Origin of the sequence: Streptomyces yunnanensis, assembly GCF_029011865.1 — a bacterium.
In the GTDB taxonomy this organism is placed as follows: Bacteria; Actinomycetota; Actinomycetes; order Streptomycetales; family Streptomycetaceae; genus Streptomyces; species Streptomyces yunnanensis.
On sequence record NZ_CP095749.1, the window covers coordinates 5,818,833 to 5,831,496 of the forward strand.

The following is a 12,664-nucleotide window of genomic DNA, read 5'->3' on the forward strand; positions in this document are numbered from 1 at the left end:
GTGCGCGCCCGGCGGCGCGCACCCCGTACCGCAGGTCCCGGCGGGTCAGAACGTGTACTGCGGATTGACCTTCATGCAGGCCGAGGAGTCCTTCTCGGCGTTCAGCGGGTCCGCGCTCTTGGGGGCCTGGTGCGTGGACGCCCCGCCGCCCGCGCCGGACGCCGCGGGGAACTCCGTGCCGGTCCGCCAGTCCTCGCCGACCACCAGCCGCATCGTGCTGACCGAGGACGACTCCCGCACCGAACTGCCGGGCAGCCCCAGCGCCTTGGCGAGCGCCAGCGCGTCGCCCCGCTGGGCGGCGCCCTTGTAGAGCAGGGCGGTGTCGGCCTGACTGGTCAGCCGGGAGTCGGTGCGCGCACCGGCGTAGCCGAGCGCGACCAGCCGCTCCTGGATGTCGTTCGCCCGGCCACCGGCCGGTCCGCGGGCACCGTCGGTGCCGTTCTGGACGACAACGGCCAGCTTGTCCTTGGGAGTTGACGGCGAGGGGGCCGGCTCCGGCTTCTTCTTGGTGTCCTTGCCGTCCAGCGCCACGTCGCCGCGCAGCATCCCGAAGGTGGCCTCCGCGTCACCGGGCTTGGGGACGACATACCGCTCCCCGGGGCCGTACTGCCAGGGCATGGTGATCATCGTGATCCGCTTGGTGGGCACCCGCTGGAGGTCGCCGCCCAGGTCGTAGAGCTTCTTGACCGAGCCCAGCCCCTCGTCGACGGTGAGCGCGCTGGTCGCGGCCTCCGCCAGGTCCCGCAGCTGCACCGGGTCGGTGAGCTTGGTGCCCTGCTTGAGCTGACGGATCATCGAGTTCATGTACATGTGCTGGGCCTTGGCCCGGCCGATGTCGGTGTTGTCCTCGAAGCCGTACCGGGTGCGCAGCCACTGGAGCGCCTGGACGCCCTGGACGGAGTGGGTGCCCCGGGTCAGCTTCAGCCCGCTGCCGTGGCCCCTGCTGTCGTGCGAGTAGACGTTCCGGTCGACGCAGACCGGCACCCCGCCGACCGCGTCGGCCATGTCCACCACCCCGGAGAAGTCGACCATCATGAAGTGGTCGATGTAGATCCCGGTCAGCGCCTTCCAGGTGGCGACCGTGCAGCCCGGACCGCCGTGCTGGAGCGACTCGTTGATGGGGGCGGTGGTCTCCGGGTAGGTGTGGCCGTCCTTGGGGTCGGTGCACTGCGGGATCGCCACCCGGGTGTCCCGGGGTATGGAGATCACCGACATGTTGCTGCGGTCGGCGCTGACGTGCACCAGCATCTGCACGTCGGCCAGCGGTTTGCGGTCCGCGTCCTGGCGGGCCCCGCCCAGCTCGATGTTCTTCTCGGTGTTCCGGCCGTCCGACCCCAGCAGCAGGATGTTCATCGGCGTCTGCCCGAACGCGTTGGGCTCCGGCTTCTTCAGCCCGCCCGGGCCGAGGTCCAGCGCCTCTTTGCGGAGGTTGGCGTTCAGGTGCTGGTAGTAGAGGTAGCCGCCGGCTGCCCCGGCCACCAGGAGCACGCCCAGGCCCAGCGCCGTCCAGCGCAGCACCCGGCGGCCCTTGCCGCCCTTGCCGGAACCGTCGGCCTTGGCGCCCTTGTCGGCCCTGTCGGCCCTGTCGGCCCTGTTGGCCTTGCGGCGCCGGGCGCGGCCGCCGGTCGGTCCGTCGTCGGGCGGCCCGCCGTCCGCGTCGGACGCGAGGCTGCCGACGGCTCCGTCGGCGGCCCAGTCCGGCGCGTCCGGCGGCAGCCCCTTGTCCGCGAAGCCGCCGGCCTTCCAGCCCAGCCGTTGCGGCTCCGGCTCCTGGCGCTGCCCGTCACCGCGCACACCGCTCTGCGGCATTCGGCAATCCCCCCGTGTCCGTTCCGGTGCGCTCGGCGCCCGGTGCAAGCACCGGCTCCACTGGAGCGCCCGGTGCAAGCACCGGCTCCACTGGAGCGGCTGGCGCCGCGCCCCCGTTGGCGCCCCTGTTGGCGCCCCTGTTGGTGCCCCTGTTGGCGTTCCCTCTTGGTGTGCCTGCTGGCGTTCGCTGTTGAGGGGTCCGCCGGGTTACTTCGCGCAGATGTTCTTGTCATCTGCATTGACGTGCTGAACCCCCTCCGGGGTTTCGGTCGGCGCCTCGATCGGTGAACCCGGTGCGGTGAAGTCCTTGCCGAGCACCAGCTTCATCGGGACCCGCGGACCGGCGTCCGCGCCGGTCTTCTTCAACGCGCTCTTGGGCAGGCCCATCCACTCGGCCAACGTGGCGGCCTGGTCGGCCTGGTTGGGCGCGTACTCCAGCCGGGTCGCGGACAGCTTCTCCGGGGCGTTGCCGGCGTTCGTGGACAGCCGGGCGCCCTTGGTGTTCTGCAGCCAGTCGACGGTCTCCTGGGCCGCGCCGAACGGCCCGCCCCCGTTGGTGACATCGACCCGGACCAGCTCCGGCGGGGCCTTCTTGACCGGCGCGCTCTTGCCGCTCTTGTCCTTGCCGGCGCCCTTGGCCAGCGTGTGGTCCTGCTGCACCATCTTGAACAGCGGGTCCGCCTTGGCCGTGTCCAGGACGACGGTGGCCTTGTCCCGCGGGTTGTCCAACACCGGGACGGTGGCGAAGGTGATCTTGTTGAGATCGACCTTCTTCAGGTCGTTGCCGAAGTCCAAAAGCTTGCTCGCGGTGCCGATACCGGTGTCCACCGTCAGCGCCTTGGTCGCCGCCTGCGCGACGTCCAGCAGCTTGCTCGGGCTGCCGAACGCGCTGGACTTCAGCTTGCGGATCAGCGACCCGATGAACTGCTGCTGGAGCTGAATCCGGCTCAGATCGCTGCCGGTGCCCACCGCGTGCCGGGTCCGGACGAACGCCAGCGCCTGCTCGCCCTTGACGACATGGCGGCCGGCCGTCAGCTTCAGGTGCGACTTCGGGTCGTTGATGTCCTTGGCCGCGCACACCTCGACGCCGTCCACCGCGTCGGACAGGTCCTTGACGGCGTTGAAGTCCGCCATCATGAAGTGGTTGATCTTCACCCCGGTCAGCTTCTCGACGGTCCGCCAGGTGCAGCCCGGGTCCCGACCCTCCTGGCCCAGGCTGGTGTTGAACCGCACGTGCTGCTGGCCCGGGATGACCTTCGTCGAGCCGTCCGGCTGCTTCGTCGGGCAGTCCGGGATGTCGGTGATCAGGTCGCGCGGGATGCTCAGCGCGGTGGCGTTGGTCCGGTCCTTGGACACGTGCATCAGGATCGTGGTGTCCGCGTGCCCGAGGCTGCCCGAGTCGCCGTAGCCGGTGTCGCCCTTGCCGGTGCGCGCGTCGGTGCCGATGATCAGGAGGTTCACCGGGCCGTCGGTGACCGCCGAGTTCTCCTCACCGACGTCGACCTTCTTGATGTTGCCGTCCAGCTGCTGGTAGATCACGAACGCGGTGCCGCAGCCGGCCACCAGGACGAAGCCCACCACACCGGCCGTCCAGTACAGGAACTTCCGCTTGCCCGACTTCTTCGGCTTGGGCTTGCGGCGGCTCGCCGCGGCCCCGGCCGCCGCCGCGGTCCCGGCCGCCGCCGCGGTCCCGGCCGCCGCCGCGGTCCCGGCCGCCGCCGCGGTCCCGGCCCGGCCGGCCGCCCGGCGCGCCGCCCGGCCGCCCTCGGCGGGTTCGGCGGGTTCGGCGGGTTCGGCGTCATCCACGCCCCGGCCACGCTGGACCGGCAGCGGACGGGTGTCCGTGTCACCGCCCCCCGCACGGGGATTGCGCGCGGAGCGTCTGCCGGGCGCCTTGCGGTCGGCGGGCCGAGCCGGGCCCTGACCCGCCGGGTCAAGCCGCAACTCGTAGTTGCCGGTGTCCGGATTGAACACCCACTGATCGGCGGGATCGACGTTGTTGTCGTCCGCCTGCCCACGGCCTTGCGCGTCCACGGTGCCTTGAGTCCTCCGTCGGTACCACGCGGCGCCATCCCCTCAAGGCGCTCGGTCGGTCGATCGTGTCTTAGCTGGTTCGGTGCTTGGTCAACAGTCAATGGACAAGGGTCATCGGTCGGCTGGTCGAGCGGACCGGATCGCTCACACTATCCGCCCAGTTCAACGTCGGGCGACGCCCGTGACAAATTCCACTTCCCTACAACTGGGCAATCCGCCCATTCCCTTCACGGGGCGCCGGCGCCCTTTGCGGCTTTTTTATTGGCAGGCGCCGTGTTCCGCGGTGCTCCCGGGAAAGGCCGGCGGCGAACTCGCGGTGGGCGCCGCCCACCCGCCCCGCCGGTCGCCGGCCGCCTTGTCGTCCGCGGCCCGGGCGGGTGGCTGCGGCACCACCGTCACCGGCTGATCATTGCGCAGCCGCTCGAAGAGCCGGTCCGCGTCGGGCTGCACCAGCTGATCGCGATTCGGGTCGTAGCGGTACTCGGTACGCGGCACGGTCAGGAACTGCACATGTGCGGTGGGAATGCCACGCATACTGCGGACCAATTCGTACAAACCCCGGAGCGAAGCCAGCCCGGCATCAGTGGTCAGCGAACTCGTCGCGGCATCCATCACCGGATACAGCCGCATCGGATTGAGCAGCACACCATTACTCTGCACTTTCTTCACCAGAGCGCCCAGGAACTGCTGTTGGCGCGCCATCCGCTGGGTGTCGCTGCCGTCGCCCAGGCTCTTGCGGGCCCGCACGTAACCCAGCGCCGCCTCGCCGTCCAACGTCTGCCACCCGGCCGGCAGCGACACGTGCGCCTCGTCGTCCTCGATCGGCCGGGCCAGGCAGAGCTGCACGCCGTGCACCGCGTCCACCATGTTCTTGAAGCCCATGAAGTCCACGATGACGTGGTGGTCGATCCGGATCCGGCTCATCTTCTCCACCGTGCGGATCGCACAGGCCGCTCCGCCGAACGCGAACGCCCAGTTGAACTGCATCGTCTGCGGCGCGGACTCCGACCCGTCGGCGCGCTTGCAGTGCGGCACCTGCACCATCAGGTCGCGCGGGATGCTGACCGCGGTGGCGCTCCTCCGGTCGGCCGCCAGGTGCAGCAGGATCGTGGTGTCCGAACGCTGGGTGCCGGTGTCCGCCCCGTACTCCTCGTTGCCGCCGCCCCGGTTGTCGGAGCCGATCAACAGGATGTTCTGCGCGTTCGGCGGGCCCGCCGGCGGGCGCTCCGACTCGTACTTCTCCAGCTCCCGCTCGGTGGCGCTGTCCGAGCGGATGTTGTGGTTGAGCCGGGTCCACACGGCCCATCCCCACCCCGCCGACGCCAGCACGGCGACGGTCAGCGCCAGTGCCGCGGCCCGCAGCCAGCGGCGGTGGCGCGGCGCCGGGGTCCGCGGCGGCCCCGGCCGGTCGGTCGCCAGCAACCCGTCGGGCCGCTCCGGCCAGCCCCGGAACCGTGCCCGCCGACCGCGGCCCGGCGTCCCCCGCCCGCGGCCCCCGGAGGGGCGTCGACGGTCGGGCGGGATGTCGGGGCGCTCGGTCACGTGGGCGACCTCCCTCACGGAGTCGGCGGCACGCCCCCGCGCCGGGCACCGCGGGGAGAAGGCCACCGGATCCCGCGCCGGGGAGTCCGTACGCGGGCGGCGTACGTACACCGAGCATGGCCCCGGGCCGGCGAACCGGCCCGCCCGGCGGGAATCCCCCTCCGCCGGACGGGGGAGCCGGCGCCCTCCGGGCCCGTCCCGGCCTCCTCAGGACCCCGGCCGTCTCAGGAGCGTGGCACGGTGAACGTGACCTTCTCGGTGGCCTCCCGGGCGGCCAGCGCGTCTCCGTCCAGCCGGTCCTGATGCCGGCACAGCACCACCGAGCCGCCCGCCGCCAGCGGCGCGTACAGCCCCAGCGACAGGCCCCGCCAGGTGTCGTAGCCGAGCCCCGACAGCACCCGCGGCGCCGGCGGCAGCCCGGCGGCCGCGGCATCCGCCAGCGCCCGCTCGCCGATCCCGGCGCCGGTCAGCTCCTCGCCGCCGACCGCCAGCGCCGGCGCGCCCGGATCCACCGGGACGAACGGCGCAAACCGGTCGCCCTGGCCCGGCACCTCGACCGCGTAGTCCGCGAAGCCGGCCGGCGACTGCGGGAACCGGCCGCCCAACGGGCGCAGCGCCAACGCCACCCGCTCCCCGGAGCAGGCCCGCGCCGCGTCGAGGGAATCCGGGCCGCTGACGACGAGATCGGCCGCGGCCGGATCACCGCCCACCTCCGCGACCACGCCCACCGAGGAGCAGGCCACCAGCCAGACGGCGGTCTGCCAGTGGGCGGGCAGCAGCAGCGCGAGCCGGTCGCCGGGCTCGGCGGCCAGGTCGCCCTGGAGGTAGTTGGCGGTCTTCGCCACCCAATTGGCGAAGGTCGCGACGGAGAGTTCCACGCGCTCGCCGGTGGCGTCGTCGTAGAAGGTCACCAGGGGGCGGCCCGGGTCCGCGGCGAGCGCGGAACCCAGCAGGTCGGCGGGGGTGCGATCGGTGGCGTTCATCGCGGCCAGGGTACGCGCGCGGGCCACTGACGGTCAGTCGGGTACGGTCCGCGCCGGCCACCGGTTCGGCCGATGCCCCGTCAGGCCAGCGTTGGCGGGCCGCTCCCGGCCGTGTCCAGGATTTCCCCATGCGCCCCTTCCTCGCGACCTGCCTCGGTGCCGCGTGCACGGCCGCCCTCGCCCTGCCCCTCGCCCCGGTCTTTGCGGCAAGCGCCGGTGGCGCGCGTCCCGTCGCCCAGGCCCCGGCCGCCGGGCCCGGCACGGCGAGCGCCCGCGACCTGCCGGGCGCCACCCAGTCCCTGCCCCTGCAGGGCCTCGCCCCGACCGCCCGGCGCGGCCCCGTCCAGGACACCGCCCCGCCACAGGCGCAGGCCGTCCGCGAACTGCCGCCCCGCACGGTCCGGCCGTTCTCCCTCGTCGGCGTCGTCTGGGACGACGCCGCGGTCCCCTTCCGCGGCCGGGCCCAGATCCGCACCCGGGCCCGCGGCAGCGGCCTGTGGTCCGGCTGGCAGGACATCCAGACCGACAGCGACGACGCCCCCGACCTCGGCGCCGGGGAGGGCCGCGGCGCCGCCGCACGCGGCAGCACGGCGCCCCTGTGGGTCGGCGCCAGCGACGCCGTCCAACTGCGCCTGACCCCCGCCGACCCGCACCGCGCCCCCAGCGTGCTCCCGCACGGCCTCCGCCTGGAACTCGTCGACCCTGGCCCGGAGACCCCCGCCGTGCGCGGCGGCGGCCCGCCCGGCACCCCCGAGGCCGCCAGCTCCGCCGCCAACGCGCCCCTCGCGCCGGCCGGCGCCACCGAGATCCCCGCCGCCGACCAGGCCGCGACCCAGGCCGACGTCTCCGTCGCCGGCGGCCCCGCCGGCGCAGCGGTGCACATCGGTGCCCGCCCGCGCATCGTCACCCGGGCCGGCTGGGGCGCCGACGAGAGGCTGCGCGAGAACCGCTTCGTCTACACCCACGCCGTCCGCGCCGTCTTCGTCCACCACAGCGCCACCGGCAACAACTACACGTGCGCACAGGCCCCTTCGGTGATCCGCGGCCTGTACCGCTACCACGTCAGGAGCAGCCACTGGCGGGACATCGGCTACAACTTCCTGATCGACAAGTGCGGCACCATCTACGAGGGCCGCGCCGGCGGCGTCGCCAAAGCCGTACTCGGCGCCCACACCCTCGGCTTCAACAACGGCAGCACCGGCATCGCCCTGCTCGGCTCCTTCGGCAAGGCCGCGCCGTCGCGCCCCGCCGTCCAGGCGCTGGGCCGCCTCGCGGCCTGGAAGCTCGGCCTCTCCGGCACCGATCCACGCGCCCGGACCCCGATGATCTCCACCGGCGGCAACCTCTACCGGAAGGGCCTGACCGTCCAACAACACGTCATCTCCGGCCACCGCGACGGCTTCAAGACGGAATGCCCGGGCACCCTCCTGTACGCCGACCTGCCCGCGGTGCGGCAGGCCGCGGCCCGCTTCCAGGGCCGTTGAGCCGATCCCCGCAGGCCGCCGTGAAACATCTCACCCCACCGTTGCGCGGCAGACGCTCCGGACACTAAGCCGATCCCTAGTTCCGTACGTCCTACAGTCCGCGATACCACCCGTCACCCCGTCACCAAGACCCACCCCGTCCCGTTTCGTCCCGGCGTCCCACCGAAGGAGACCGACGCACCATCTGCCTACACTGGTCCGCCGACCGGCCGACCCCAGCAGGAAGCAGACAAGACCCGTGAGCGTCGCACGTGCAGCCGCCGGGCCGCAGTCGACGACGATGGCCGCGCCGCTGTGCTGCGGGGCGGAGAAGCGAACACAGAGGACACAGTGACTGAAGCGATCCTCCTGGTCGGCGGCAAGGGCACCCGACTGCGCCCGCTGACGGTGCACACGCCCAAGCCCATGGTCCCGGCCGCCGGCGTGCCCTTCCTGACCCATCAGCTGGCCCGCGCCCGCGCCGCCGACGTCGAGCACATCGTCCTGGCCACGTCCTACCTCGCAGAGGTCTTCGAGCCGTACTTCGGCGACGGTTCCGCGCTCGGCCTGCACCTGGAATACGTCACCGAGGTGGAGCCGCTGGGCACCGGCGGAGCCATCCGCAACGTCGCCTCCCGGCTGCACTCGGGCCCCGACGACCCGGTGCTGATCTTCAACGGCGACATCCTCACCGGTCTGGACATCCGCGCCCTGGTCGACACCCACCGCACCAGCGGCGCCGACGTCTCGCTGCACCTCACCCGGGTCGAGGACCCGCGTGCCTTCGGGCTCGTCCCCACCGACGACACCGGCCGGGTCACCGCCTTCCTGGAGAAGCCGCAGAGCCCCGAGGAGATCGTCACCGACCAGATCAACGCCGGCGCCTACGTCTTCAACCGGTCGGTCATCGACACCATCCCCGCCGGCCGCCCGGTCTCCGTCGAACGCGAGACCTTCCCCGGCCTGCTCGCCGACGGCGCGCACCTCCAGGGCATGGTCGACTCCACCTACTGGCTCGACCTCGGCACCCCGCAGGCGTTCGTCCGCGGCTCCGCCGACCTGGTCCAGGGCCGCGCCCCGTCCCCGGCCGTCCCCGGCCGCCGCGGCGACCGCCTCGTCCTGGACGGCGCCGAGGTCGCCCCGGACGCCAAGCTCGGCGGCGGCACCGTCGTCGGCCCCGGGGCCCGGGTCGGCGCCGGCGCCCAGGTGGACGGCAGCACGGTCCTCGACGGCGCGGTGATCGAACCCGGAGCCGTGGTCCGCGACTCGCTGATCGGCGCCGGCGCCCGGATCGGGGCCCGCACGGTGCTGGACGGCGCGGTGATCGGCGACGGCGCGGTGGTCGGCGCCGACAACGAACTGCGCGGCGGCATCCGCATCTGGTGCGGCGCCGACATCCCCGCGGGCGCGGTCCGCTTCTCCTCCGACCAGTGACGGCCGGCGGCCGGGCCCGCGGGACGCTCCCGCAGGCCCGCGGCCGCGCCCGCCTCCGGCCAGGCCGCATCGCCTAACCTGGCCGCATGCCCGCCCGCACCTGGGTTCCGCCCGGCGCCTACGACCTGCACCGCACCCTCGGGGTGCTGCGCCGCGGTCCGGGCGACCCGGCGTTCGCGGTGCGCGGCGACGAGATCTGGCGGGCCTGCCGCACGCCGGAGGGCCCCGGCACCCTGTGCCTGGCGGCCCGCGCCGCCGAGGGCCACGTCGCGGCGACGGCCTGGGGCCCGGGCGCCCCGTGGCTGCTGGAGCGGCTGCCGGAGCTGCTGGGGGAGTCCGACGACCCGGCGGCGCTGACCGCCCGGCACCGCGTCGTCCACGAGGCGCGCCGCCGCCACCCCGGCGTCCGGCTCGCCCGCACCGGACTCGTCCTGGAGTCGCTGATCCCCTCGATCCTGGAGCAGAAGGTCACCAGCGACGAGGCGTACCGCGCCTGGCGGCTGCTGCTCCAGCGGCACGGCACGCCCGCGCCCGGCCCCTGGGACCGGCTGCGGGTGATGCCCGAGCCGCGCGGCTGGGCGCTGATCCCGTCCTGGGAGTGGCACCGCGCCGGCGTCGACGCCAAGCGGTCGTCGACGGTCCTGCGCGCGGTGCGGGCGGCGGCCCGGATGGAGGAGGCCGCGGGGATGGACCTCGGCGACGCCACCCGCCGGCTGACCGCGATCCCGGGCATCGGCCCCTGGACGGCCGCCGAGACCCTCCAGCGCGCCCTGGGCGCCCCCGACGCGCTCACCGTCGGCGATCTGCACCTGCCGAAGATCATCGGCTATGCGCTCACCGGCCGGCGCGGCACGACCGACGAGGAGATGCTCCAGCTCCTGGCGCCCTACGCGGGGCAGCGGCACCGCGCGGCCCGGCTGATCCTGCTCTCCGGCCTGGTCCCGCCGCGCCGCGCCCCGCGCTTCCCGGTGGGCGACATCGCCCGGCTGTGAACCGGGCGGCGCCGCCCACCGCGGGCGTCGGCCGACGACGACGCGACCGGGGATCCGTCAGCGGACGCGGACGAAGTCGTCCACGGCTCGCGCCGGCCGCTCCCGCGGCGCCGACGCCGGCCGTCCGATGGCCACCGCCCCCATCGGCTCCCACTCCGCGGGCAGTTCCAGCACCTCGCGGACCACGTCCCGGCAGAACATCGTCGAGGAGATCCACGCCGAGCCCAGCCGCTCGCCGGCCAGCGCCACCAGGAAGTTCTCGATGCCCGCGCCGTGCGCGACGACGAACATCTCGCGCTCGGCGGCGGCCCGCCGGGCGTCCGGGTAGGCGTGCGCGCCGTCCAGCACCATGCACGGCACCGCCAGATACGGCGCGTTGCGCAGCACGTCGCCGCGCCGCACCCGCTTGGCGATGGCCTCCTCCGACCTGCCGTCCGCCCGCAGATCGGCCACCCAGGCGTCCCGCATCGCGTCCAGCAACCGGGTCCGGGACCGCGCCGACTCCAGCAGGACGAACCGCCACGGCGTGGTGTGGTGCGGCGCCGGCGCGGTCAGCGCCGCGGCCACCGCGCGCCGCACCGCGCCCGGGTCCACCGGGTCGTCGGTGAACTCCCGGACGGTGCGCCGCAGCGTCACCGCCTCCCGCACGGCCTCGGAGGTGCCCAGCCGGAACATGTCGTCCGCGGCGTTCCGCACCAGCGCCCGCGCCCCGGGGTCCGGGTCGTCGTCCCCGCTCCCGGGCCCGTCGGCTCCCGCCTGTGCGGACGCGGACGTCACGACGTGCGGCAGCCCGCGCACCACCGCCACCGGCAGCCCGGTCGCCTTGCCCTTCACCAGGTCGCCCGCGGCGGCGAGTTCGTCCGCGGTGGCCACGACGGTGGCGACCAGCGGATTGCCGTACGCGTCGGTGCCGCCGCGCAGGTCGTCCAGCACCCGCACCCCGGCCGCCCCGATGGCGACGTCGGTCAGGCCGCTGCGCCACGGGCGCCCGAAGGTGTCGCTGATGACGACGCCGACGTCGACGCCGAGCGTCTCGCGCAGCCCGGCGCGCAGGGCGCGGGCCGAGGCGTCCGGGTCCTCGGGCAGCAACAGGATCGTGCCCGAGGGGGTGTTGGAGGCGTCCACGCCGGCCGCGGCCATCACCAGGCCCCGGTGGTCCTCCACGATCCGCAGGGTGCCGCGGCGGGCCACCACCCGCACCGTCTCGGTGTCGATGGCCGCCTCGCGGTCGGCCGCCTCGATGATCCGGCCCTCCGCCTTGCTGACGATCTTCGAGGTGACCAACACCACATCGCCGTCGGCCAGTTGGGGTGCCCCGTCGGCGGTCGCCGCGGCGGCGATCAGCTTGACGAGGTCGTCGCCGGGCCGCACCTCGGGGATGCCCGGCAGCGCCCACACCCGGTACCCGGGTGCCCCGGTCGGTCCGGTCATGCCCGCACCTCCTCGGCGAGCGTCAGCGCCTCGCGGGCCATCGCCGCGGTCGCGTCCACGTCCGTCATCATCAGCGGCACCGCCCGGCAGCGGATCCCCGCCGCCTCGACGTCGGCCACCGCGCCCGCGTCCACGTCGTCGACCAGCCAGCCGTCCAGCAGGCCCGCCCCGTAGTGCCGGGCCACCGCCGCCGCGGTGGACTCCACGCCGACCGCCTCCAGCACCTTGTCGGCCATCCCGCGCACCGGGGCGTCCCCGACGATCGGCGAGAGCCCGACCACCGGCGCCGCGGCCTCCGCGACGGCCTCCCGGATGCCCGGCACGGCCAGGATCGTGCCGACGCTGACGACCGGGTTGGACGGCGGGAAGAGGATCACGTCGGCCTCGGCGAGGGCCTCCAGCACGCCGGGCGCCGGCTTGGCCTGCTCGGCGCCGACCGGCACCACGGCCAGCGCCGGCACCGAGGCCCGCAGCCGCACCCAGTACTCCTGGAAGTGCACCGCCTTGCGCTCGCCGCTCTCGTCCTCGACGGCGACGTGCGTCTCGACCCGGTCGTCGGACATCGGCAGCAGCCGCACGCCGGGCTGCCAGCGGTCGCACAGCGCCTCGGTGACGGCGCTCAGGGGATAGCCGGCGCCCAGCATCTGGGTCCGGACGATGTGGGTGGCGAAGTCCCGGTCGCCCAGTCCGAACCACTCCGGCCCGACGCCGTACGCGGCCAGTTCCTCCTTCACCCGGAACGTCTCGTCCGTCCGGCCCCAGCCCTGGTCCTCGTTGATGCCGCCGCCGAGCGTGTACATCACGGTGTCGAGGTCGGGACACACCTTCAGCCCGAACAGATGGATGTCGTCACCGGTGTTGCCGATGACGGTGATGTCCGCGTCCGGAGCCGCTGCCTTCAGTCCCCGCAGAAAGCGGGCGCCGCCGATACCGCCGGCCAGAACCACAATGCGCATGCCCATCAGTCTGTCAGCCG

The 12,664-nt window shown here is 74.0% G+C and carries 9 protein-coding genes; 3 read left to right on the forward strand and 6 right to left on the reverse strand.

The window, feature by feature from the left end; translation table 11 throughout:
- Positions 1-45: 45 nt before the first annotated feature.
- The 4 genes from MOV08_RS25480 to MOV08_RS25495 all read right to left on the reverse strand — a co-directional run bounded on the left by MOV08_RS25480 (position 46) and on the right by MOV08_RS25495 (position 6,368).
- A complete protein-coding gene (locus MOV08_RS25480; RefSeq protein ID WP_275308958.1) occupies positions 46-1,809 on the reverse strand; it encodes an LCP family protein in 1,764 nt (587 codons plus the stop codon).
- A 207-nt stretch (positions 1,810-2,016) separates the two neighbouring features.
- Complete coding sequence (locus tag MOV08_RS25485; protein WP_275308960.1) at positions 2,017-3,843, reverse strand: LCP family protein; 1,827 nt, start codon at positions 3,841-3,843, stop codon at positions 2,017-2,019.
- A 258-nt stretch (positions 3,844-4,101) separates the two neighbouring features.
- Positions 4,102-5,385: an LCP family protein gene (locus MOV08_RS25490; protein ID WP_275308962.1), complete on the reverse strand. Its 1,284-nt coding sequence runs from the start codon at positions 5,383-5,385 to the stop codon at positions 4,102-4,104.
- A 224-nt stretch (positions 5,386-5,609) separates the two neighbouring features.
- Complete coding sequence (locus MOV08_RS25495; RefSeq protein WP_039641495.1) at positions 5,610-6,368, reverse strand: TIGR03089 family protein; 759 nt, start codon at positions 6,366-6,368, stop codon at positions 5,610-5,612.
- Between the two features lie 128 nt (positions 6,369-6,496).
- Between MOV08_RS25495 and MOV08_RS25500 the strand changes: the two genes are divergently transcribed.
- The 3 genes from MOV08_RS25500 (at position 6,497) to MOV08_RS25510 (ending at position 10,257) form a co-directional block, all read left to right on the forward strand.
- Complete coding sequence (locus tag MOV08_RS25500; protein WP_275308963.1) at positions 6,497-7,852, forward strand: N-acetylmuramoyl-L-alanine amidase; 1,356 nt, start codon at positions 6,497-6,499, stop codon at positions 7,850-7,852.
- A 330-nt stretch (positions 7,853-8,182) separates the two neighbouring features.
- The gene (manB, locus tag MOV08_RS25505) at positions 8,183-9,265 is read left to right on the forward strand and encodes a mannose-1-phosphate guanylyltransferase (RefSeq protein WP_275308965.1); all 1,083 of its coding nucleotides are present in this window, start codon (positions 8,183-8,185) and stop codon (positions 9,263-9,265) included.
- Between the two features lie 86 nt (positions 9,266-9,351).
- A complete protein-coding gene (locus tag MOV08_RS25510) occupies positions 9,352-10,257 on the forward strand; it encodes a DNA-3-methyladenine glycosylase family protein (protein ID WP_275308967.1) in 906 nt (301 codons plus the stop codon).
- 57 nt (positions 10,258-10,314) lie between these two features.
- Here the strand turns inward: MOV08_RS25510 and MOV08_RS25515 are convergent, their stop codons facing one another.
- Entirely contained in the window at positions 10,315-11,688 is a 1,374-nt protein-coding gene (locus MOV08_RS25515) for a coenzyme F420-0:L-glutamate ligase (protein WP_275308969.1), read from the reverse strand.
- Positions 11,685-12,644 (reverse strand): 2-phospho-L-lactate transferase, encoded by a 960-nt coding sequence (gene cofD / locus MOV08_RS25520; RefSeq protein WP_275308971.1) that lies wholly within the window; start codon positions 12,642-12,644, stop codon positions 11,685-11,687. The genes MOV08_RS25515 and cofD overlap by 4 nt, the downstream gene beginning before the upstream one ends.
- Between the last annotated feature and the right edge of the window lie 20 nt (positions 12,645-12,664).

Bases quoted from the DNA above. Each gene is read 5' to 3' on its own strand.
- MOV08_RS25480 (WP_275308958.1), bottom strand. From the start codon at position 1,809: ATGCCGCAGAGCGGTGTGCGCGGTGACGGGCAGCGCCAGGAGCCGGAG.
- MOV08_RS25495 (WP_039641495.1), bottom strand. From the start codon at position 6,368: ATGAACGCCACCGATCGCACCCCCGCCGACCTGCTGGGTTCCGCGCTC.
- MOV08_RS25500 (WP_275308963.1), top strand. From the start codon at position 6,497: ATGCGCCCCTTCCTCGCGACCTGCCTCGGTGCCGCGTGCACGGCCGCC.
- MOV08_RS25510 (WP_275308967.1), top strand. From the start codon at position 9,352: ATGCCCGCCCGCACCTGGGTTCCGCCCGGCGCCTACGACCTGCACCGC.
- MOV08_RS25515 (WP_275308969.1), bottom strand. From the start codon at position 11,688: ATGACCGGACCGACCGGGGCACCCGGGTACCGGGTGTGGGCGCTGCCG.
- cofD (WP_275308971.1), bottom strand. From the start codon at position 12,644: ATGCGCATTGTGGTTCTGGCCGGCGGTATCGGCGGCGCCCGCTTTCTG.